General features: G+C 73.0%; 18 protein-coding genes. 10 read left to right on the top strand and 8 right to left on the bottom strand.

Annotated elements, in window-relative coordinates:
• The first annotated feature begins 53 nt into the window (after window positions 1-53).
• Both ACZ7FF_RS03690 and ACZ7FF_RS03685 read left to right on the top strand, forming a co-directional pair.
• Window positions 54-1,808: a glycoside hydrolase family 35 protein gene (locus ACZ7FF_RS03690; protein ID WP_470809144.1), complete on the top strand. Its 1,755-nt coding sequence runs from the start codon at window positions 54-56 to the stop codon at window positions 1,806-1,808.
• Between the two features lie 58 nt (window positions 1,809-1,866).
• A complete protein-coding gene (locus ACZ7FF_RS03685; RefSeq protein WP_470809143.1) occupies window positions 1,867-2,748 on the top strand; it encodes a hypothetical protein in 882 nt (293 codons plus the stop codon).
• A 25-nt stretch (window positions 2,749-2,773) separates the two neighbouring features.
• On the opposite strand, the gene ACZ7FF_RS03680 is transcribed toward ACZ7FF_RS03685, so the two are convergent.
• A complete protein-coding gene (locus ACZ7FF_RS03680; protein WP_470809142.1) occupies window positions 2,774-3,679 on the bottom strand; it encodes an SDR family oxidoreductase in 906 nt (301 codons plus the stop codon).
• 1 nt (window position 3,680) lies between these two features.
• Window positions 3,681-4,451 (bottom strand): SDR family oxidoreductase, encoded by a 771-nt coding sequence (locus tag ACZ7FF_RS03675; protein ID WP_470809140.1) that lies wholly within the window; start codon window positions 4,449-4,451, stop codon window positions 3,681-3,683.
• Between the two features lie 85 nt (window positions 4,452-4,536).
• On the opposite strand from ACZ7FF_RS03675, the gene ACZ7FF_RS03670 reads away from it, so the two are divergent.
• Genes ACZ7FF_RS03670 through ACZ7FF_RS03655 form a run of 4 tightly spaced genes read left to right on the top strand, consistent with a single transcriptional unit; the run spans window position 4,537 to window position 7,927 of the window.
• Window positions 4,537-5,280: an enoyl-CoA hydratase family protein gene (locus ACZ7FF_RS03670; protein ID WP_470809585.1), complete on the top strand. Its 744-nt coding sequence runs from the start codon at window positions 4,537-4,539 to the stop codon at window positions 5,278-5,280.
• Window positions 5,281-6,132, top strand: a complete 852-nt coding sequence (locus tag ACZ7FF_RS03665) for a CoA transferase subunit A (protein ID WP_470809138.1) — start codon at window positions 5,281-5,283, stop codon at window positions 6,130-6,132. It abuts the gene before it with no gap.
• On the top strand, window positions 6,129-6,869 hold the full coding sequence (locus ACZ7FF_RS03660) for a CoA-transferase subunit beta (RefSeq protein ID WP_470809137.1): 741 nt from the start codon (window positions 6,129-6,131) through the stop codon (window positions 6,867-6,869). The genes ACZ7FF_RS03665 and ACZ7FF_RS03660 overlap by 4 nt, the downstream gene beginning before the upstream one ends.
• Window positions 6,869-7,927: an NAD(P)H-dependent flavin oxidoreductase gene (locus ACZ7FF_RS03655; RefSeq protein WP_470809135.1), complete on the top strand. Its 1,059-nt coding sequence runs from the start codon at window positions 6,869-6,871 to the stop codon at window positions 7,925-7,927. Before ACZ7FF_RS03660 ends, ACZ7FF_RS03655 begins: the two co-directional genes overlap by 1 nt.
• A 15-nt stretch (window positions 7,928-7,942) precedes the next feature.
• On the opposite strand, the gene ACZ7FF_RS03650 is transcribed toward ACZ7FF_RS03655, so the two are convergent.
• Genes ACZ7FF_RS03650 through ACZ7FF_RS03640 form a run of 3 tightly spaced genes read right to left on the bottom strand, consistent with a single transcriptional unit; the run spans window position 7,943 to window position 10,579 of the window.
• On the bottom strand, window positions 7,943-9,100 hold the full coding sequence (locus tag ACZ7FF_RS03650) for an acetyl-CoA C-acetyltransferase (RefSeq protein WP_470809134.1): 1,158 nt from the start codon (window positions 9,098-9,100) through the stop codon (window positions 7,943-7,945).
• 27 nt (window positions 9,101-9,127) lie between these two features.
• The gene (locus ACZ7FF_RS03645) at window positions 9,128-9,778 is read right to left on the bottom strand and encodes a TetR/AcrR family transcriptional regulator (protein ID WP_470809133.1); all 651 of its coding nucleotides are present in this window, start codon (window positions 9,776-9,778) and stop codon (window positions 9,128-9,130) included.
• Between the two features lie 15 nt (window positions 9,779-9,793).
• On the bottom strand, window positions 9,794-10,579 hold the full coding sequence (locus ACZ7FF_RS03640; protein WP_470809131.1) for an SDR family oxidoreductase: 786 nt from the start codon (window positions 10,577-10,579) through the stop codon (window positions 9,794-9,796).
• Window positions 10,580-10,632: 53 nt separating this feature from the next.
• Between ACZ7FF_RS03640 and ACZ7FF_RS03635 the strand changes: the two genes are divergently transcribed.
• The gene (locus ACZ7FF_RS03635; protein ID WP_470809583.1) at window positions 10,633-11,772 is read left to right on the top strand and encodes an acyl-CoA dehydrogenase family protein; all 1,140 of its coding nucleotides are present in this window, start codon (window positions 10,633-10,635) and stop codon (window positions 11,770-11,772) included.
• On the top strand, window positions 11,772-12,737 hold the full coding sequence (locus ACZ7FF_RS03630) for an acyl-CoA dehydrogenase family protein (RefSeq protein ID WP_470809129.1): 966 nt from the start codon (window positions 11,772-11,774) through the stop codon (window positions 12,735-12,737). The genes ACZ7FF_RS03635 and ACZ7FF_RS03630 overlap by 1 nt, the downstream gene beginning before the upstream one ends.
• Before the next feature lie 25 nt (window positions 12,738-12,762).
• On the opposite strand, the gene ACZ7FF_RS03625 is transcribed toward ACZ7FF_RS03630, so the two are convergent.
• Entirely contained in the window at window positions 12,763-13,488 is a 726-nt protein-coding gene (locus tag ACZ7FF_RS03625) for a VWA domain-containing protein (protein WP_470809128.1), read from the bottom strand.
• 144 nt (window positions 13,489-13,632) lie between these two features.
• Here ACZ7FF_RS03625 and ACZ7FF_RS03620 point away from each other — a divergent pair, with 144 nt between their 5' ends.
• Both ACZ7FF_RS03620 and ACZ7FF_RS03615 read left to right on the top strand, forming a co-directional pair.
• On the top strand, window positions 13,633-14,499 hold the full coding sequence (locus tag ACZ7FF_RS03620) for a rhomboid family intramembrane serine protease (protein WP_470809126.1): 867 nt from the start codon (window positions 13,633-13,635) through the stop codon (window positions 14,497-14,499).
• 56 nt (window positions 14,500-14,555) lie between these two features.
• Window positions 14,556-15,233, top strand: a complete 678-nt coding sequence (locus ACZ7FF_RS03615) for a hypothetical protein (RefSeq protein ID WP_470809125.1) — start codon at window positions 14,556-14,558, stop codon at window positions 15,231-15,233.
• Window positions 15,234-15,337: 104 nt separating this feature from the next.
• Here the strand turns inward: ACZ7FF_RS03615 and ACZ7FF_RS03610 are convergent, their stop codons facing one another.
• Window positions 15,338-16,801, bottom strand: coding sequence for a glutamate synthase subunit beta (locus ACZ7FF_RS03610; protein WP_470809123.1), 1,464 nt, complete (start codon window positions 16,799-16,801; stop codon window positions 15,338-15,340).
• Window positions 16,794-21,308: a glutamate synthase large subunit gene (gltB, locus tag ACZ7FF_RS03605; protein ID WP_470809581.1), complete on the bottom strand. Its 4,515-nt coding sequence runs from the start codon at window positions 21,306-21,308 to the stop codon at window positions 16,794-16,796. The genes ACZ7FF_RS03610 and gltB overlap by 8 nt, the downstream gene beginning before the upstream one ends.
• Window positions 21,309-21,744 lie beyond the last annotated feature (436 nt).

Below are 21,744 nucleotides of genomic sequence, written 5' to 3'. Positions count from 1 at the left end.
GTGCCGATCTTCGTCCATGGTGCCGGGCGCGGGAAGGGGCGAGGGTGGGCCGCATGAGCGAGTTCGCGGTGGGGGAATCCGGCTTCCTGCTGGACGGACGGCCGGTACGGCTGCTGTCCGGGGCCCTGCACTACTTCCGGGTGCACGAGCGGCACTGGCGCCACCGGCTGGCGATGCTCCGGGCGATGGGCCTGAACTGCGTGGAGACGTACGTCCCCTGGAACCTGCACGAGCCCCGCCCGGGAGACCACCGGGACGTGCGGGCGCTCGGCCGGTTCCTGGACGCGGTCCGGGAGGCGGGCCTCTGGGCGGTCGTGCGGCCGGGCCCCTACATCTGCGCCGAGTGGGAGAACGGCGGACTGCCGTCCTGGGTGACGGCCGCGGCGGGCACGCGCGTGCGCACGCGCGACGAGCGCTACCTGGGCCCGGTGCGGCACTGGTTGCGCCGTCTGCTGCGCGAGGTCGTGCCCCGGCAGATCGGCCGCGGCGGCCCGGTGGTCCTGGTGCAGGTGGAGAACGAGTACGGCAGCTACGGCAGCGACACCCGGTACCTGCGGGAATTGGCCGCCGTGCTGCGCGCCGAGGGGGTCACGGTCCCGCTGTTCACCTCCGACGGCCCCGAGGACCACATGCTGAGCGGCGGTTCGCTGCCCGGGGTGCTCGCCACGGTGAACTTCGGCTCCCACGCGCGCGAGGCCTTCGCCACGCTGCGCCGCCACCGCCCCGGGGGCCCGCTGATGTGCGCGGAGTTCTGGTGCGGCTGGTTCGACCACTGGGCCGGCGGGCATGCCGTACGGGATCCGGAGGAGGCCGCCGGTGTGCTGCGGGAGATCCTGGAGTGCGGGGCTTCGGTGAACCTCTACATGGCGCACGGCGGCACGAGCTTCGGCGGCTGGGCGGGGGCCAACCGGGGCGGCGAGCTGCACGACGGCCCGCTGGAGCCGGATGTGACGTCCTACGACTACGACGCCCCGGTGGACGAGTACGGCCGCCCGACCGAGAAGTTCTGGCGCTTCCGCGAGGTGCTGGCCGAGTACCACTCCGAGCCGCTGCCCGAACCGCCGCCCGCGCCCGCCCCGTTGGGCCGCCCGGCCGAGGTCGTGCTGGACGGCTGGGCGCCCCTGGGTGACGTCCTTGAGGCGCTGGGCGGCGGGGAGACGGCCTCCCCGGTGCCGCCCTCCTTCGAGGAACTGCACGTCACCCGGGGCCTGGTGCGCTACGAGGTCGACGTGCCCGGACCCCGGCAGCCGTACCCGCTCACCGTGCGGGGGCTGCGGGACCTCGCGGTGGTGTACGTCGACGGCGAGCCGGCCGGGGTGCTCACGGAGGAGGAGCCGCGGCTGAAGGAGCCCGTCGCGGGCCCCGCGCGCGTGGAGCTGTGGGTGGAGTCCCTCGGAAGGGTGAGCTACGGGCCGCGGTCCGGCGAGGCGAAGGGGATCACGGGCGGCATCCTGCACGAGCGGCAGTATCTGCACGGGGTACGCGCGCGCGGGCTGGACCTCGACTCGTTCCGAGGGGGTGTGGCGGGGGTGCCGTTCGGCGCGCCGCCCGCGCACGGCGCGCCGGGGCTGTATCGGGGCACGGCCGAGGTCCGCGGGGCCGGGGACGCCCGGCTGGAACTGCCCGGCTGGACGCGCGGCTTCGTCTGGGTCAACGGCTTCGGCCTGGGCCGTTACTGGTCGGTGGGCCCCCAGCGCACCCTCTGCGTCCCCGGCCCGGTGCTGCGGGAGGGTGGCAACGAGGTGTGGGTGCTGGAGCTCCAGGAGACGCAGCCCGGCCGGCCGGCACCCCGCCTGCTGCCCGTGTGACCGGCCGCCGGTCCCGCCTACAGTGGAGGGGGGCTCCGGCGTCTTTGGGGGTACGGACGTGGCGAACGGCGGACCGGTCCAGCACGGCTTTCCGCACCTGGAGACGGTGCGGGCCGCCGTCACGGCGCTGTACAGGCGCCTGTCCTACGAGACGGTGCGGACGTTCTCGACCAGCGTGGTCCCCGCCGACGTGGCCTTCTGCGACACCGACGACCTGCACCTGGGCGCCCAGCGGGTGGCCCGGGAGATCGTGCGGCACTTCCGGCTGCCGGACGCGCGGCTGATCGTCGGCTTCCGCGAGATGACGCACGCGGCGAACGTCGAACTGGCGGCCGGACCGGAGTACTTCGTCGAACTGAACGACCGCTTCCGCACCCACCGCAGGGACATCGGCGCGGCGCTCGCCCACGAGGTCGCCCACGTCTATCTGCACCGGCTGGACCTCGCCTTCCCCACCACGGCGGAGAACGAGATCCTCACCGACACGGTGACCACCTACCTGGGCGCGGGCTGGCTGCTGCTGGACGCCTTCCGGGAGGACGGGGTCTCCTCGCAGAAGCTCGGCTACCTCACCCCGGAGGAGTTCGGCTACGTGCTGGCGAAGCGGTCCCTGCTCTTCGCCGAGGACCCGTCGGTGTGGTTCACCAGCCCGCAGGCCTACACCGCCTACGTCAAGGGCCTGGAGCGGGCCCGCCGGGACGAGCAGCAGCCACCGCTGACCGCGGCCGGCTGGGCGGGGCGCAGGCGGTACGCCCACGACCGGCGGCACGCGCACGCCGTGCCGCCGGAGGCGCCCTACGCCTTCACCCCCGACCCCGCGGGCCACCTCCGCGTCTCCTTCGCCTGCCCCACCTGCCACCAGCGGATCAGGGTGCCGGTCCGGGGCCGCGTGCGAGCGCGCTGCGGGCTGTGCCGGACGGTGCTGGAGTGCGACACGTAGGCCTCCCCGAGGATCGCGGGGCCGTTCAGGCGCCGTACACCCGGCCCGGCGGCTGCGCGTCCGCCAGCAGCTTCAGCGCCGTCTCCCCCGCCTCGGCGGGTGTCCACCGCGCGCCCTTGTCGGCGGTGGGGCCGGGCCGCCAGCCCTCCATCACGGTGATCCGGCCGCCCTCCGCCTCGAACACCCGGCCGGTCACACCCGCGCTGGCGGCGGAGCCGAGCCAGACCACGAGCGGGGAGACGTTGTCCGGCGCCATGGCGTCGAAGCCGGTGGCCGGGGCCGCCATGGTCGCGGCGAAGGCCCGTTCCGTCATGCGGGTGCGGGCGGCGGGCGCGATCGCGTTGACCTGGACTCCGTAGCGGGCCAGTTCGGCCGCCGCGACGAGGGTCAGCGCGACGATCCCGGCCTTGGCGGCGCTGTAGTTGACCTGGCCGACCGAGCCCAGCAGGCCGGCCCCGCTGCTGGTGCCGACGACCCGGGCCCGCGGGGTGCGCCCCGCCTTGGCCTCGGCCCGCCAGTGCGCGGCGGCGTGCCTCAGCGGCAGGAAGTGGCCCCTGAGGTGGACGCGGAGCACGGCGTCCCAGTCGTCCTCGTCGAGGTTGACCAGCATGCGGTCGCGGAGGAAGCCCGCGTTGTTGACCAGCGTGTCCAGCCGGCCGTACGTCTCGACGGCGGCCCGGACCAGTGCGGCGGCGCCCTCGGTGGTGGCGATGTCACCGCCGTGCGCGACCGCCTCACCGCCCGCGGCCCGGATCTCGGCGACGACGGCGTCCGCGGGGCTCTCCGCGCCGGGCGCCCCGTCGAGTCCGACGCCCAGGTCGTTGACGACGACCCGGGCGCCCTCGGCCGCGAAGGCGAGGGCGTGCGCGCGGCCGAGTCCGCGGCCCGCTCCGGTGACGACGACGACCCGGCCGTCGCAGATTCCCCTCATCTCAGCTCTCCCTGTGGGCGGTTGTGGCGTCGAGGAAGGCGGGCCGCTCCCCGCCCCCGTGCACGTGCAGGCTCGCCCCGCTGATGTAGGCGGCGGCGTCGGAGGCGAGGAAGACGGCGGCGGCGCCGACGTCGGCGGGGGCGGCCAGCCGGCGGAGCGGCACGGTGCGGGAGACGGCGTCGACGCCGTCCGGGCCGCCGTAGTGCAGATGGGCCAGTTCGGTGTGCACCATGCCGACCACGAGCGTGTTGACCCGGATCTCCGGCGCCCACTCCACCGCCATGGAGGCGGCCAGGTTCGCGAGCCCCGCCTTGGCCGCGCCGTAGGCCGCCGATCCGGGCGAGGGACGGCCGCCACTCACGCTGCCGACCATCACGACGGAGCCCCTGCCGCGCCGCAGGTGCTCGTACGCGGCGAGGGAGGCGGTCAGCGGGGCGACGAGGTTCAGCTCGACGACCCTCGCGTGGTGTTCGGCGTCCGCGTCGGCGAGCCTGCGGTACGGCGTGCCGCCCGCGTTGTTGACCAGCACGTCGAGCCGGGGCAGCGCGGCGAAGAAGGCCCGCACGGCGGACGGGTCGCGCAGGTCCAGCGGGGCGAACCCGACGCCGTCCAGGGGCTGTTCGGGGGGTCTGCGGGCGCAGGCAAGGACGTGTGCGCCCGCGTCGGCGAAGGCCCGCGCGATCCCGGCGCCCACCCCCCGGGTGCCGCCGGTGACGACGACGGTCCTGCCGTGCAGCGAGTTGTCCACAGGGCGCGCGGTCGAGTTGTCCACAGGGCCTCCCGCTCGTCTTCGCCGACTGCTAGCTTCGAAGCCTCACACCTAACAAATGTTTGGTGGAAAGGTAGCTGATGTGTCCATGGGTGTCTGCCGTTCGGCCCCGGAAAAGGGGATTTCCGTGGTCACCGTCGACTTCCCGCCGGTGAACGCGCTGCCGGTGGCCGGCTGGTTCGCGCTCGCCGATGCCGTGCGCGCGGCGGGCCGCGACCCGGAGGTCCGGTGCGTGGTCCTGGCCGCCGAGGGGCGGGGGTTCAACGCGGGCGTGGACATCAAGGAGATACAGGCGGACGGCCCCCAGGCGCTGATCGGGGCGAACCACGGCTGCGCCGAGGCCTTCGCCGCGGTCTACGAGTGCGAGACCCCGGTCGTCGCGGCGGTGCAGGGTTTCTGCCTGGGCGGCGGGATAGGCCTGGTGGGCAACGCGGACGCGATCGTGGCGAGCGAGGACGCCGTCTTCGGGCTGCCCGAGCTGGACCGGGGCGCGCTGGGCGCCGCGACCCACCTGGCGCGGCTGGTCCCGCAGCATCTGATGCGCGCCCTCTACTTCACGGGGCGCAAGGTGAGCGCGGCCGAGCTGCACCGGCACGGCTCGGTGTGGCGCGTGGTGCCGGGCGAGCGGCTGCGGGCGGCGGCGCTGGAGCTGGCCGGCGAGATCGCCGCCAAGGACGGGCGGCTGCTGCGCATGGCCAAGGCCGCCATCAACGGCATCGACCCGGTCGACGTGCGCCGCAGCTACCGCTTCGAACAGGGCTTCACCTTCGAGGCCAACCTGAGCGGCCTGGCCGGCCGGGTCCGCGACACGTTCGGGAAGGAGGGTGCGTAGATGGGCGACAAGACGATGACCGCCGACGAGGTGGTGGCCCGGCTGGAGAGCGGCATGACCCTCGGCATCGGCGGCTGGGGTTCGCGCCGCAAGCCGATGACCCTGGTGCGGGCGCTGCTGCGGTCCGGGATCGGCGATCTCACCGTCGTCTCGTGCGGCGGCCCGGACGTCGGCATGCTGGCGGCGGCCGGCCGGATCCGCAGGCTGGTCACCGCGTTCGTCACCCTCGACTCCGTCCCGCTGGAGCCGCACTACCGGGCGGCCCGCGAGCGCGGCGGCCTCGAACTGACCGAGGTCGACGAGGGGATGTTCCTGTGGGGCCTGGAGGCGGCGGCGCGCCGGCTGCCCTTCCTTCCCGTGCGGGCGGGGCTCGGCTCGGACGTCATGCGGGTCAACCCCGCCCTGCGGACGGTGACCTCGCCGTACGAGGACGGGGAGACGTTCGTGGCGATGCCCGCCCTGCGGATGGACGCGGCGCTGGTCCACGTCAACCGTGCCGACCGGCTGGGCAACGGCCAGTGCCTGGGCCCGGACCCGTACTTCGACGACCTGTTCTGCGCCGCGGCGGACACCGCCTACGTCTCCTGCGAACGGATCGTGGACACGGCCGAGCTGACCAAGGAGGCGCCGACGCAGTCACTGCTGCTGAAACGGCTCGCGGTGACGGGCGTGGTGGAGGCGCCGAACGGCGCGCACTTCACGTCCTGCGCGCCGGACTACGGCAGGGACGAGGAGTTCCAGAAGGTGTACGCGGGCACGCCGTGGCCGGAGTTCGCCGGGCGGTTCCTCGCCGGCGACGAGGGCGCGTACCGGGCGGCGGTCGAGGAGCGGCGGAAGGAGCAGGGGCGATGAGGGTCACCCGGGCCGAGTACTGCGTGGCCGCCTGCGCCGACGCCTGGCGCGGTGCCGGGGAGATCCTGGCGAGCCCGATGGGGCTGATCCCCTCGCTGGGCGCCCGGCTGGCCCGGCTCACCTTCGCGCCGGACCTGCTGCTGACCGACGGCGAGGCCCTGCTGGTGCGCCCGGACGGCACCCCGGAGGGCCGGCTGCCCTACCGGCAGCATCTGGAGCTGGTGACGGGCGGCCGACGGCACGTGATGATGGGCGCGAGCCAGATCGACCGGTACGGCAACCAGAACATCTCCTGCATCGGCGACTGGGCGCGACCCGGCCGCCAGCTGCTGGGAGTGCGCGGGGCGCCGCTCAACACGCTGAACAACCCCACGAGTTACTGGATCCCCCGGCACTCCCGGCGGGTGTTCGTGGAGCGCGTGGACATGGTGTGCGGGGTGGGGTACGACCGGGCGGCCGCGCTCGGCGCGACGGCCCGCTTCCACCGCATCGTGCGGGTCGTCTCCGACCTCGGCGTGTTCGACTTCGCGACGCCGGACCGCTCGATGCGCCTCGCCTCGCTGCATCCGGGGGTGGACGTCGCCCGGGTGCGGGAGGCGACGGGCTTCGCGCTCGCGGTGCCGGACGAGGTGCCGGCCACACGGGAGCCGGAGGCCGAGGAACTGCGGCTGATCCGTGAGGTGCTGGACCCGGGCGGGGCGCGCGACCGTGAGGTGCCCGAGGGGGTGAGGGGCTGATGGAGACCGCGCTCACCCGGCTGGTCGGCGTCCGCCATCCGGTCGTGCAGACCGGCATGGGCTGGGTGGCCGGACCACGGCTGGTCTCGGCCGCGGCGAACGCGGGAGCGCTCGGCGTCCTGGCGTCCGCGACGATGACGCCCGGCCGGCTGCGCGAGGCGATACGGGAGGTCCGGTCCCGCACCGGCGCGCCGTTCGGGGTGAATCTGCGGGCCGACGCGGGCGACGCGGCCGAGCGGGTGCGGATCATGGTGGAGGAGGGCGTCCGGGTGGCCTCCTTCGCGCTGGCCCCGTCGCCCGAGCTGATCGCGCGGCTCAAGGAGGCGGGCGTGGTCGTCATCCCGTCCGTGGGGGCGCGGCGGCACGCCGAGAAGGTGGCGGCGTGGGGCGCGGACGCGGTGGTCGTGCAGGGCGGCGAGGGCGGCGGGCACACCGGCGAGGTGGCGACGAGCGTGCTGCTGCCGCAGGTGGTGGACGCGGTGGGGATACCGGTCGTGGCGGCGGGCGGGTTCTTCGACGGCCGGGGCCTGGTGGCGGCGCTGGCGTACGGGGCGGCCGGGGTCGCGATGGGCACGCGGTTCCTGCTCACCTCGGACTCGACGGTGCCGGACGCGGTGAAGGCCAGATATCTGGCGGCGACGGTCCGGGACGTCACGGTCACCCGGGCGGTGGACGGTCTGCCGCACCGGATGCTGCGCACGGACCTGGTCGAGGCGCTGGAGCGGTCCGGCCGCGTGCGGGCCTTCGGGCACGCGGTGCGGCGGGCGGCCGGGTTCCGGCGGCTGTCCGGTCTCACCTGGCGGCAGCTGGTCCGTGAGGGCCTCGCCCTGCGGCACGGCAAGGAGCTGTCCTGGAGCCAGGTGCTGCTCGCCGCGAACACGCCGATGCTGCTGAGGTCCGCGATGGTGGACGGGCGTACGGACCTCGGGGTGATGGCGGCCGGGCAGGTCGCCGGGGTGATCGGCGACCTGCCGTCGTGCGCGGAGCTGGTGGAGCGCGTCGTGGCGGAGGCTGAGGAGGTGCTGGCGGGCCTCGACGGGCTCAGGGCCGTGCGCTGACGGCCCGGCCCGGCGTCACAGCCGTTCGATGATCGTCACGTTGGCCTGGCCGCCGCCCTCGCACATGGTCTGGAGGCCGTACCGGCCGCCGGTGCGCTCCAGTTCGTGCAGCAGAGTGGTCATGAGCCGGACGCCGGTCGCGCCGAGGGGGTGGCCGAGGGCGATCGCGCCGCCGTTGACGTTGACCTTCCCGGGGTCGGCGCCGGTCTCGCGCAGCCAGGCGAGGACGACCGGCGCGAAGGCCTCGTTGATCTCCACGAGGTCGATGTCGTCGATGGCCAGGCCGGTCTTCTCCAGGGCGTGCGCGGTGGCCGGGATGGGTGCGGAGAGCATCCGGATGGGGTCCTCGCCGCGCACGGAGAGATGGTGGACGCGGGCGCGGGGGCGCAGTCCGTGGTCGCGTACCGCGCGCTCGGAGGCGAGCAGCATGGCGGCGGCGCCGTCGGAGACCTGGGAGGAGCAGGCGGCGGTGACGGTGCCGCCGTCGAGGACCGGCTTCAGCGCGGCCATCCTCTCCAGAGAGGTGTCCCGGCGCGGGCCCTCGTCGACCGCGACCGCGCCGAAGGGGACGGTCTCGCGCTCGAAGCGGCCGGTGTCGACGGCCAGGACCGCCCGTTCGTGCGAGCGCAGGGCGAACTCCTCCTGCTCCGCGCGGCCGATGCCCCACTTGGCGGCGATCATCTCGGCGCCGGCGAACTGGTTGACGGGCCGGTCGCCGTAGCGGGCGCGCCAGCCGGTGCTGCCGAGGAAGGGGCCGTCGGTCAGGCCGAGCGGCTCCGCGGCCTGCCGGGAGGCGAAGGCGATGGGGATCTGGGTCATGTTCTGCACCCCGCCCGCGATCACCAGGTCCTGGGTGCCGGAGAGTACGGCCTGCGCGGCGAAGTGCACCGCCTGCTGCGAGGAGCCGCACTGCCGGTCGACGGTCACGCCCGGCACCTCCTCGGGCAGTCCGGCGGCCAGCCAGCAGGTGCGGGCGATGTCCCCGGCCTGCGGACCCACCGCGTCCAGACAGCCGAGGACGACGTCCTCCACGGCGGCCGGGTCGATCCCGGCCCGCTCCACGAGGGCCTTGAGGACATGCGCGCCGAGATCGGCCGGGTGGACTTCGCCGAGTCCTCCCCCGCGCCGCCCGACGGGCGTGCGGACCGCTTCGACTATGTAGGCCTCGGCCATGGCGACTCCCTCGTCAGGAAAGGGGTGTTATCCGCTGTGCTCGCTCTGTTCGCCGTGTGCTCCGTGCTCATCGCGGACCGCGATGCCGTCCAGCACCATCGACAGGTACTGCCGGGCGATCTCCTCGGGGCTGTGCTGTCCGCCGGGCCGGTACCAGGAGGCGGCGACCCACACCGTGTCGCGGACGAACCGGTAGGTGAGCCGGACGTCCAGGTCGGCGCGGAAGACGTGTTCGGCGACCCCGCGTTCCAGGGTGGACAGCCAGGTCTTCTCGAACCTGCGCTGGGAGTCGGCGAGGAAGGCGAACCGGTCCTGGGCCGCGAGCTGCCTGCTCTCCTTCTGGTAGATCGCGACGGCCGCGCGGTGCCGGTCGATCTCCCGGAAGGACTCGGTGACCAGGGCCTCCAGCGTCTCGCGGGGCCCGCGTCCGGAGGCCAGGACGGTGTCGTAGCCGTCCCACAGCTCGTCGAGGAAGGTGCGCAGGATCTCCTCGAGCATCGACTCCTTGGAGTCGAAGTGGTAGTAGAGGCTGCCCGCGAGCATCCCGGCGTGGTCGGCGATCCTGCGGACGGTGGTGGCGTTGTAGCCGTGCTCGGCGAACACCTCGGCAGCGGTGCTGAGGAGTTCGCCGCGCCGGGCCGCCGCGGGGGTCACCTGGGGCTTCTTCTTGGTCGGCACGCACCCATTCTGGTCCTAGGCGTGCTGGCTGCTGACGGCGACGACCTCGCCGGTCATGTAGGAGGAGTAGCCGGAGGCCAGGAACACGACCACGTTGGCCACCTCCCAGGGTTCCGCGTGGCGCCCGAAGGCCTCCCGTTCGGTCAGTTCCGCCAGCAGTTCGGCGGAGGTGACCTTCGCCAGGTGCGGGTGCAGGGCGAGGCTCGGCGCCACGGCGTTGACCCGCACACCGTAGGCGGCCGCCTCGATCGCGGCGCACCGGGTCAGGGCCATCACCCCGGCCTTGGCGGCGGCGTAGTGGGCCTGGCCGGCCTGGGCGCGCCAGCCGACGACGGAGGCGTTGTTGACGATCACCCCGCCGCCGGTCTCCCGCATGGCGCGCAGGGCCGCGCGGGTGCAGCGGAAGGTGCCGCCCAGGGTGACGTCCAGGACCTTCGACCACTGCTCGTCGGTCATGTCGACGAGGGGCGAAGTGCCGCCGAGGCCCGCGTTGTTGAAGACGACGTCGAGTCGCCCGTGCTGGGCGGCGGCGGTCTCGAACAGCGCCCGGACCTGTCCCTCGTCGGTGACGTCGCACGGCAGGGCCGTCACCGCGCCGGGGAAGTCCCGGCCCAGTTCGGCCTCGTACTCCTTCAGCCGGCGGCCGTGCGCGTCGCTGATGAGCACGCGCGCGCCCTCCTCCAGGAAGCGGCGCGCGGTCGCTCCTCCGATACCGGCGCCGGCCGCCGCGGTGATGACGGCGGTGCGCCCCTGCAGCAGTCCGTGCCCGGGGACGCGGGCCGGGCTCTCGACGCCTGTCATGGGGCCACGCTAACCTACCAAACACTTGTTAGGGAAGGATGGTGACGGCGACCGTGGACCTGACCCACTCCCCGGCCGACGAGGAGTTCCGCGCCGAGGCCCGGGCCTGGCTGGAGGCGCATGTGCCGCGCACCCCGCTGCCGTCCCTGGAGACGGCGGCGGGCTTCGCCGCGCATCGCGCGTGGGAGGCCGAACTGGCCGCGGACCGCTGGTCGGTCGTGTCGTGGCCCGAGCGGTACGGCGGGCGGGACGCGGGCCTGCTGCGGTGGCTGGTCTTCGAGGAGGAGTACTGGGCGGCGGGCGCTCCGGGCCGGGTCGGGCAGAACGGCGTCGGCCTGCTCGCCCCGGCGCTCTTCGAGCACGGCACCGAGGAGCAGCGCGCGCGGGTGCTGCCGCCGATGGCCCGCGGCGAGGTGGTCTGGGCGCAGGCCTGGTCGGAGCCCGGAGCGGGATCCGACCTCGCCGCGCTCGCCTCCAGGGCGGTGCGGACGGACGGCGGCTGGCTGCTCGGCGGGCAGAAGACCTGGTCCTCGCGGGCGGCCTTCGCCGACCGGGCCTTCGGCCTGTTCCGCAGCGATCCCGGGGCGCCGAAGCCGCATCAGGGGCTCACCTACCTCATGTTCGACCTGCGGGCCCCCGGTGTCACCGTCCGCCCCATCGCCCGCCTGGACGGGAAGCCGGCCTTCGCGGAACTGTTCCTGGACGACGTGTTCGTGCCCGACGAGGACGTCGTCGGCGAGCCCGGCCAGGGCTGGCGGATCGCGATGTCCACAACAAGCGACGAACGCGGGCTGACCCTGCGCTCTCCCGGCCGCTTCCTCGCCTCCGCGGCCCGGCTGCTCGGACTCTGGCGGAGCCGGGGCTGCCCGGAGCACGCGAGGCAGCGGGTGGCGGACGCCCTGGTCGGCGCGCGGGCCTACCAGTTGTTCACCTACGAGGCCGCCTCCCGGTTCCTGGACGGCGACCGGCTCGGCCCGGAGTCCAGCATGAACAAGGTGTTCTGGTCCGAACTGGACCTGGCCCTGCACGAGACGGCCCTCGACCTGCTCGGCGCCGAGGGCGAACTGGCCGGCACCGACTGGTCCGAGGGGTACGTCTTCTCGCTCGCCGGACCGATCTACGCGGGCACCAACGAGATCCAGCGCGACATCATCGCCGAGCGCCTGCTCGGCCTGCCGAAGGGACGCCGCTGATGCGCTTCGTCCTCGATGCCGAGCAGCGCGCCTTCGCCGGGTCGCTGCACGCGCTGCTGACGGCCGCGGACACCCCGGCGGTGATCCGGGACTGGAGCCGCGGCGACCACGCGAGCGGGCGTGCGCTGTGGTCGCGGCTCGCGCGGGCGGGCGTGTTCGGCCTCGCGGTGCCGGAGGAGCACGGGGGGCTGGGGCCGCGCCCGGTGGACCTGGCGGTGGCCTTCGTGGAGCTGGGCCGCCACGCGGTGCCCGGGCCGCTGGCGGAGACGGTCGGCGCGGCCGTGCTGCTCGGCGAACCCCCGTCGGCCAAGCGCTTCCTGGCCGGACTCGCGGCCGGGACGGACCTCGCGACGGTGGCGGCGCCCACCGGTCACGCCCTCGACGGGGACGCGGCCTCCCTGCGGCTGTACCCGGCCCCCGAGGGCCTGTACCTGTGCACGGCGGATCCCGGCCCGGTGCACCGCTCCCTCGACCCCGCCCGCCGTCTGACCCCGCTGCCCCCGGACGGCGAACTCCTCACCCCCGACCCGCCCCGCGCCCGGGCCCTCGCCTGGATCCGCCTGGCCGTCGCCGCCCAGGCCCTCGGCGTGGGACTCGCCCTCCTCGACCGGACCCTCGACCACGTCCGCCGGCGCACCCAGTTCGGCGTCCCCATCGGCTCCTTCCAGGCCGTCAAGCACCGGCTGGCGGACACCCGGACCGCCCTGGAGTTCGCCCGGCCCCTGGTGTACGGCGCGGCGGTCTCGATGCGCCCCACGGACGTGGCCGCCGCCAAGCTCAAGGCCTGCGAGGCCGCCCACACCGCCGCCCGCACGGCCCTGCAACTGCACGGCGCTATCGGCTACACGGCCGAGTACGACCTGTCCCTGTGGCTGACCAGGGCCCGCGCGCTGCGGGGCGCGTGGGGGACGCCCGAGGAGTGCCGGGACCTGGTGCTGGGCGACGCCCTCGCGGCCGGCCCGTGAGCGCCCGGCCCGTGAGCGGCCGGCTTCAGGAGGGGCGCACGATGCCCGCGGCGCGTGCGGCCGCCAGCCAGGCCGGGAACTCGCCGACGAGACGGTCGTACAACTCCGCGTCGGAGACCTGCCGCGGGTTCCGTCCCGCGTGGAAGAAGCCGGCGTTGTCCACGATCCGCCTGCCGGGGACGGGCAGTTCGTCCAGTTTCCGCAGGAAGTCGAACTGCCGGCTGCCCGGGTCGCCGAAGCCGACGAACTGCCAGAACAGGGGAAGCGGCGCCGACTTGCACAGGTAGCGCTCCGCGGCGAGCTTGTTGATCGGGCCGCCGTCGGTCTGGAAGACGACCAGGGCGGGGTCGGTGGCGCCGCTGTCCATGTAGTGGTCGATGACGGCGTCCATCGCCAGGTGGTAGCTCGTCCTGCCCATGTGCCCGAGCCCGGAGACGATCCGGTCGACGCGGCCCCGGTGGTCGTCGAGGGCGATGTCCGTGACCGCGTCGATGTCCGTGGAGAAGAACACCACCGGCACCCGCCCGTCGTCGTCCAGGTGCGCGGACAGCCCCAGCACCCGGTCGGCGAGCGCCTGCACGCTGCCGTCCTGGTAGTAGGGCTTCATGGAGCCGGAGTAGTCGATGACGAGGTAGACGGCGGCGCGCAGCCCGTCCAGGCCGTGCTTGCGCAGGGACACCCCGGCCGAGCGGTAGGCGCCGACGAGCGCGGGCGCGGTCTCCTCCACCTTGCGCAGGCTGATCGCGGCCATGGTCTCCCCTCCGCTGTCCGGACGGCCGAGCCTACGTGGTCACGGGCCCCTGTCCTTACGCCGGTCATATGAGTTCGCTATTTTGATCACCGCCGCCCCACCGGCTCGATCCTGTCCCGCTTTCCTTCCTCCGAGGAGCCGGCCGTGGCCGCCGAGTCCGCCGTGACCACCTGCTTCCGTCATCCGCAGGTGGAGTCCTACGTCCGCTGCACCCGCTGCGACCGCTACATCTGCCCCTCCTGCATGCGCGAGGCCTCCGTCGGCCACCAGTGCGTCGAGTGCGTGAAGGAAGGTGCCCGCTCGGTCCGGCAGGCGCGGACCGCGTTCGGCGGCCGGATCAGTTCGGTGCCGCTGGTGACGTACGTGCTGGTCGCGCTGAACGTGCTCGCCTACGTCGCGGAGCTGGCCCGGCCGTCCGTCGAGGACCGTTTCGCCATGCTCGGCACGGTGCCCGCGGGCTACCTCCCGGCGGGTGTCGCGCACGGCGAGTGGTACCGGATGCTGACCGGCGCGTTCCTTCATCTGACGCCCGACGAGGGCACGTTCGGCATCACGCACATCCTGTTCAACATGCTCGCGCTGTGGAACGTGGGCCAGGTCGTCGAGGCCCAGCTGGGCCGGGTCCGCTACCTCGCCCTGTACCTGCTGTCGGCGCTGGGCGGTTCGGTGCTGGTGCTGCTGCTCGACCCCACGGCCTTCACGGTCGGCGCGTCCGGCGCCATCTTCGGCCTGGGCGCCGCCTACTGGGTCATGGGCCGCCGCCTCGGCCACGACATGCGGGCCGTGAACCGCTACATGGCGGGCCTGCTGCTGTGGCTGCTGGTCTCCGCGGGGATGACCTCCTGGCAGGCCCACGCCGGCGGCCTGCTGGCGGGAGGTGTGGTGACGCTGGCGTACGCGTACGCGCCCCGGGACGGCCGGCGCGTCCTCGTCCAGACGGGTGTGTGCGTGGCCCTGCTGGCGCTGCTGCTCGTCCTGACCTCGGTGCGGGTGGCGTCGCTGACGAGCTGAGCGGGCGCCGGAAAACCGGGTGCCCGGCCGGGAGCGCCGACCGTACGCTTCCGGCCATGCCTGAGCATCCGTGGTTCGTCATCGAACCGGAGGACGACGAGGAGTTCGAGTTCACCGACGCCGAGCGGGCCTTCGCGGCCGCGCTGCGGGAGCGCACCGCCGGCTGGGCCGAGGCCCGTGTCGGCGGTGACGTCCTGCGCACGGACGCCTGGGACTCGCTGGTCGCCTGCCTGTCCTTCGGCGACCCCCACGCACGGCGCCACCTCATGGACGTCGGCGTGCACTTCTACGGCGACCGGGTCCACGGCGACCGTCTGCACAACCAGCTGTTCACGCTGCCCGACCGCCCCTCCGGCTGGGCGCTGGAGGCCACCGGCACGATCGGGGAACTGGCGGACCGGTCGGCCGAGTGGTTCCGGTCGGTGCTGGAGCGACCCGTGGTGCTCTACGTCTGGCTGAACGACGACGGCTACGCCTACGCCGCACGCTTCGCCTTCGCGGACGCCGGCCGGACGATCTCCCAGCTGTACCGCCGGGACCTGGCCCCGCCGGGACAGCCGGAGGAGCTGATCGCGGCCGGGCATGTGCACGGCAGGGGCTGGATCCAGACCGCCGGCCTGCCCACGCCCACGCTCTACCAGCACGTCCGCGGTGACCTGGCGAGGGCCGTGCTGCCGCCCGGGGTCCGGGCCGTCACCGAGCGAGGACCGCTGGACGGCGTCTGGTACGAGTAGGCGTCCGGACATGCAACGGCGCCTGCCCAGTCGTCCGGTCGGGGACAGGCGGGCAGGCGCCGTCAGTGTTCCGTACGCCGTTGTACGGGACGTTCTTGGAGCCGTCAGACCGCCAGCGCGCGGTCCGTCGGGCGGATCGGGGCCGGCAGGTCGCTGGCACCGGTCAGGTGGCGGTCGACTCCGCGGGCGGCCGAGCGGCCCTCCGCGATCGCCCACACGATGAGGGACTGCCCACGGCCGGCGTCACCGGCGACGAACACGCCCGGGACGTTGGTCTGGAAGTCGGCGTCGCGGGCGATGTTACCGCGTTCGTCGAGGTCAAGGCCGAACTGCTCCACCAGGCCGTTCTCCCGGTCGGTGCCGGTGAAGCCCATGGCGAGGGCGACCAGCTGGGCCGGGATCTTGCGCTCGGTGCCCGGCTTGGAGGTCAACCTGCCCTCGACGAACTCCACTTCGGCCAGGTGCAGCCACTGCACGTTGCCGTCCTCGTCGCCCTCGAAGTGGGTGGTGGAGGCGGAGTAGATCCGCTCGCCGCCCTCCTCGTGGGCCGAGGTGACCTTGTAGAGGATCGGGAAGGTCGGCCAGGGCTGGTCGGTCGCGTGCCGCTCGTCGTTCGGGCGGGGCATGATCTCCAGCTGGGTGACGGAGGCCGCGCCCTGGCGGTGGGCGGTGCCCACGCAGTCGGCGCCGGTGTCGCCGCCGCCGATGACGACGACGTGCTTGCCCTCGGCGGAGATCGGCGTGGTGACGTAGTCGCCCTCCTGGACCTTGTTGGCCAGCGGCAGGTACTCCATCGCCTGGAGGACGCCCTTGAGCTCGCGGCCCGGCACCGGCAGGTCACGGGCGGTCGTGGCGCCGGCGGCGATCACGATCGCGTCGTACCGCTTCTTCAGGTCGCGGGCGTTGATGTCGCGGCCGACCTCGACACCGGTACGGAAGCGGGTGCCCTCCGCGCGCATCTGCTCGATACGGCGGTTGATGTGCCGCTTCTCCATCTTGAACTCGGGGATGCCGTACCGGAGGAGGCCTCCGACGCGGTCCGCGCGCTCGTAGACGGCGACCGTGTGGCCGGCCCGGGTCAGCTGCTGGGCTGCGGCCAGGCCCGAGGGGCCCGAACCGATGACCGCGACCGTCTTGCCGGACAGGCGCTCCGGGATCTGCGGGGCGACGTCCCCGGTCTCCCACGCCTTGTCGATGATCGAGACCTCGACGTTCTTGATGGTGACCGGCGACTGGTTGATGCCGAGCACGCACGCCGACTCGCAGGGGGCGGGGCACAGGCGACCGGTGAACTCCGGGAAGTTGTTGGTCGCGTGCAGGCGCTCGGAGGCGGCGCCCCAGTCCTCGCGGTAGGCGTAGTCGTTCCACTCGGGGATCAGGTTCCCCAGCGGACAGCCGTTGTGGCAGAACGGGATGCCGCAGTCCATGCACCGGCTGGCCTGCTTGCTGATGATCGGCAGCAGGGAGCCGGGGACGTAGACCTCGTTCCAGTCCTTGACGCGCTCACCGACAGGACGGGTCTTGGCGACCTCGCGGCCGTGGTTCAGGAAGCCCTTCGGGTCAGCCATTGATCGCCGCCTCCATCATCTTCTCGGTGATCTCGGTCTCGGAGAGACCGGCTCGCTCGGCGGCGTCCTTGGCGGCGAGCACTGCCTTGTAGGTGCTGGGGATGATCTTGCTGAACCGCTCCACGGCCGTGTCCCAGTCGGCGAGCAGCTTCTCGGCGACCGTCGAGCCGGTCTCCTCCGCGTGGCGGCGCACCACGTCGTGCAGCCACTGCTTGTCCGTGTCGTCCAGCGCCTGGACCGACTCGACGTTGCCGACGTTGACGTTGTCGCGGTCGAGGTCGATGACGTAGGCGATACCGCCGGACATGCCCGCGGCGAAGTTGCGGCCGGTCGGGCCGAGGACGACCGCGTGACCGCCGGTCATGTACTCGCAGCCGTGGTCGCCCACGCCCTCGGAGACGACCAGCGCGCCCGAGTTGCGGACGCAGAACCGCTCACCGGTACGGCCGCGCAGGAACAGCTCGCCGCCGGTGGCGCCGTAGCCGATGGTGTTGCCCGCGATGGTCGAGTACTCGGCGAGGTGGTCGGCCGCGCGGTCCGGGCGGACCACGATCCGGCCACCGGACAGGCCCTTGCCGACGTAGTCGTTGGCGTCGCCCTCCAGGCGCAGCGTGACACCGCGCGGCAGGAACGCGCCGAAGGACTGGCCGGCCGAGCCCGTGAAGGTGATGTCGACGGTGTCGTCGGGCAGGCCCGCGCCACCGAACTTCTTCGTCACCTCGTGGCCGAGCATGGTGCCGACCGTGCGGTTGATGTTGCGGATGGCGACCTGGGCGCGCACCGGCTGGGCCTCGGTGGCGTCGCTCGCGGCCAGGGCGTCGCCGGCGAGCTTGATCAGCTCGTTGTCCAGCGCCTTCTCCAGGCCGTGGTCCTGGGCGATCAGCCGGTGGCGGACGGCGCCCTCGGGCAGGTCGGGCACGTGGAACAGCGGCTCCAGGTCCAGGCCCTGCGCCTTCCAGTGGTCGACCGCGCGCTCGACGTCGAGCACCTCGGCGTGGCCGACGGCCTCCTCGATGGAGCGGAAGCCCAGCTCGGCCAGCAGCTCGCGGACCTCCTCGGCGATGAACCGGAAGAAGTTCACCACGTGCTCGGCCTTGCCCGCGAAGCGCTCGCGCAGCACCGGGTTCTGGGTGGCGATGCCGACCGGGCAGGTGTCCAGGTGGCAGACGCGCATCATGATGCAGCCGGAGACGACGAGCGGCGCGGTCGCGAAACCGAACTCCTCGGCACCGAGCAGCGCGGCGATGACGACGTCGCGGCCGGTCTTCAGCTGGCCGTCGGTCTGCACGACGATGCGGTCGCGCAGGCCGTTGAGCAGCAGGGTCTGCTGGGTCTCGGCGAGGCCGAGCTCCCAGGGGCCGCCCGCGTGCTTCAGCGAGGTCAGCGGGGAGGCACCGGTGCCGCCGTCGTGACCGGAGATCAGCACCACGTCGGCGTGCGCCTTGGACACACCGGCCGCGACCGTGCCGACGCCGACCTCGGACACCAGCTTCACGTGGATGCGGGCGGCCGGGTTGGCGTTCTTGAGGTCGTGGATCAGCTGGGCCAGGTCCTCGATGGAGTAGATGTCGTGGTGCGGCGGCGGGGAGATCAGGCCGACGCCCGGCGTCGAGTGACGCGTCTTCGCGACCCACGGGTAGACCTTGTGGCCGGGCAGCTGGCCGCCCTCGCCGGGCTTGGCGCCCTGGGCCATCTTGATCTGGATGTCGTCCGCGTTGACCAGGTACTCGGAGGTCACGCCGAAGCGGCCGGAGGCCACCTGCTTGATCGCCGAGCGGCGCGCCGGATCGTACAGGCGGTCCGGGTCCTCGCCGCCCTCACCGGTGTTGGACTTGCCGCCCAGCTGGTTCATGGCGATGGCGAGGGTCTCGTGCGCCTCCTTGGAGATGGAGCCGTACGACATGGCGCCCGTCGAGAACCGCTTGACGATCTCGCTGGCCGGCTCGACCTCGTCGAGGGGGATCGGCTGCCGGTCCGACGTGAAGCCGAACAGGCCGCGCAGCGTCATCAGGCGCTCGGACTGCTCGTTCACGCGGGACGTGTACTTCTTGAAGATGTCGTACCGGCCGGTGCGCGTGGAGTGCTGCAGGCGGAAGACCGTGTCCGGGTCGAACAGGTGCGGCTCGCCCTCGCGGCGCCACTGGTACTCGCCGCCGATCTCCAGCGCGCGGTGCGCGGGAGCGATGCCGGAGGCCGGGTAGGCCTTGGCGTGGCGGGCGCCGACCTCCTTGGCGATGACGTCGATGCCGACGCCGCCGATCTTGGTGGCGGTGCCGTTGAAGTACTTCTCGACGAAGGCCTCGTCCAGGCCGACGGCCTCGAAGACCTGGGCGCCGCGGTAGGAGGCGACGGTGGAGATGCCCATCTTGGACATGACCTTCAGGACGCCCTTGCCGAGGGCGTAGATCAGGTTGCGGATGGCCTGCTCGGGCTCGATGCCGTTGATGAAGGTGCCCGCGCGCAACAGGTCCTCCACCGACTCCATCGCCAGGTACGGGTTGACGGCGGCGGCGCCGAAGCCGATGAGCAGGGCGACGTGGTGGACCTCGCGCACGTCGCCGGCCTCGACCAGCAGGCCCACGTGGGTGCGCTGCTTGGTGCGGATGAGGTGGTGGTGGACGGCCGCGGTGAGCAGGAGCGACGGGATCGGCGCGTGCTCGGCGTCCGAGTGGCGGTCCGACAGGACGATCAGGCGGGCACCGTTGTCGATGGCCGCGTCGGCCTCGGCGCAGATCTCCTCGATGCGGGCGGCGAGCGAGTCGCCGCCGCCGGAGACCCGGTACAGGCCGGACAGGGTCGCGGCCTTGAAGCCGGGCATGTCGCCGTCGGCGTTGATGTGGATGAGCTTGGCCAGCTCGTCGTTGTCGATGACCGGGAAGGGCAGGGTGACCGAGCGGCAGGAGGCGGCCGTCGGCTCCAGCAGGTTGCCCTCCGGGCCGAGCGACGAGCGCAGGGAGGTGACCAGCTCCTCGCGGATCGCGTCCAGCGGCGGGTTGGTGACCTGCGCGAAGAGCTGGGTGAAGTAGTCGAAGAGCAGCCGCGGGCGCTCGGACAGGGCCGCGATGGGCGAGTCCGTGCCCATGGAGCCGATCGGCTCGGCAGCGGTGCGGGCCATCGGCGCGAGGAGGACGCGCAGCTCCTCCTCGGTGTAGCCGAAGGTCTGCTGGCGGCGGGTGACCGAGGCGTGGGTGTGGACGATGTGCTCGCGCTCGGGCAGGTCGCCCAGCTCGATCTCGCCGGCCTCCAGCCACTCGGCGTACGGCTTCTCGCCGGCGAGGCCGGCCTTGATCTCGTCGTCCTCGATGATGCGGTGCTCGGCGGTGTCCACGAGGAACATCCGGCCGGGCTGCAGCCGGCCCTTGCGGACGACCCTGGCCGGGTCGATGTCGAGGACGCCGACCTCGGAGCCGAGGACGACGAGGCCCTCGTCGGTGACCCAGTAGCGGCCGGGGCGCAGACCGTTGCGGTCGAGCACGGCGCCGACCTGGGTGCCGTCGGTGAAGGTGACGCAGGCCGGGCCGTCCCAGGGCTCCATCATCGTGGAGTGGAACTGGTAGAAGGCGCGCCGGGCCGGGTCCATGGAGTCGTGGTTCTCCCACGCCTCCGGGATCATCATCAGCACGGAGTGCGGGAGCGAGCGGCCGCCGAGGTGCAGCAGTTCGAGCACCTCGTCGAAGGACGCCGAGTCGGAGGCGTCCGGCGTGCACACGGGGAAGATGCGCTCGATCGTCTTCTCGTCCGGGCCGAACAGGCCGGAGGCGAGCTGGGACTCGCGGGCGCGCATCCAGTTGCGGTTGCCCTTGACGGTGTTGATCTCACCGTTGTGGGCGACGAAGCGGTACGGGTGCGCGAGCGGCCACGACGGGAAGGTGTTCGTGGAGAACCGGGAGTGCACGAGCGCGATCGCGGAGGCGAAGCGGCGGTCGGACAGGTCCGGGAAGAAGGGCTCCAGCTGGCCGGTGGTCAGCATGCCCTTGTAGACGATCGTGCGGGCGGAGAGCGACGGGAAGTACACGCCGGCCTCGCGCTCGGCGCGCTTGCGCAGCACGAACGCCTTGCGGTCCAGCGCGATGCCCTCGCTGGCGTTGTCGGTCACGAACAGCTGCCGGAAGGCCGGCATGGTGGAGCGGGCGCTGGCGCCCAGCAGCTCGGGGGCGACCGGGACCTCGCGCCAGCCGAGGACGGTCAGGCCCTCGTCGGCCACGATCGTCTCGATCTGTGAGACAGCGGCCTCGGTGCCCTCCACCGGAAGGAAGGCGATGCCTACTGCATACGAGCCAGCTTCGGGAAGGTCGAATCCGGCCACCTCGCGGAGGAAGGCGTCCGGAACCTGCGACAGCAGGCCGGCGCCGTCGCCCGAGTCCGGCTCGGAGCCGGTGGCGCCGCGGTGCTCCAGGTTGCGCAGCACGGTGAGCGCCTGCTCGACCAGCGTGTGGGACGCCTCGCCGGTAAGGGTGGCGACGAAACCGACGCCACAGGCGTCGTGTTCGTTGCGGGGGTCGTACATACCCTGCGCAGCAGGGCGAGCATCCATGAACGACCAGTTCTGGCCGGTCACGGAGTGCTGGGACGGCTGGCGCGGCGTACGCATCGGCTCTCCCGTCGTCGTCATATGGCATGTGGCAGGTGCCGAGGGACGACGTTGGCCCTCTGCTGTGTGATGGCTAAATTTCGTGCAGATTACATGATGGGGCGGTACCCGGTAACCGGATAGCCCGTTCCAACATGCGGACGCCACGGGGTCCGTGACGGTGTCGCCGCGTGGTGTCGGCGGGGTGCCGCGCGGGGCGGCGGGGGCTGCCGCACGGTGGCGGCGAACGTGAGAGGAGGACCGCTGCGGACAGGACCGGTCGGATCCTTGTTCGTCGGCCCTGTGGGGCGGGGGGAGCGTCGTCGGCTCACCCCGCGGGGGTTGCGGCAGGCGTCATTGCCCGCTGTGCTTA

It is taken from the genome of Streptomyces sp. NPDC037126 (assembly GCF_055605965.1).
This window is presented reverse-complemented; position numbering and strand designations above follow the sequence as displayed.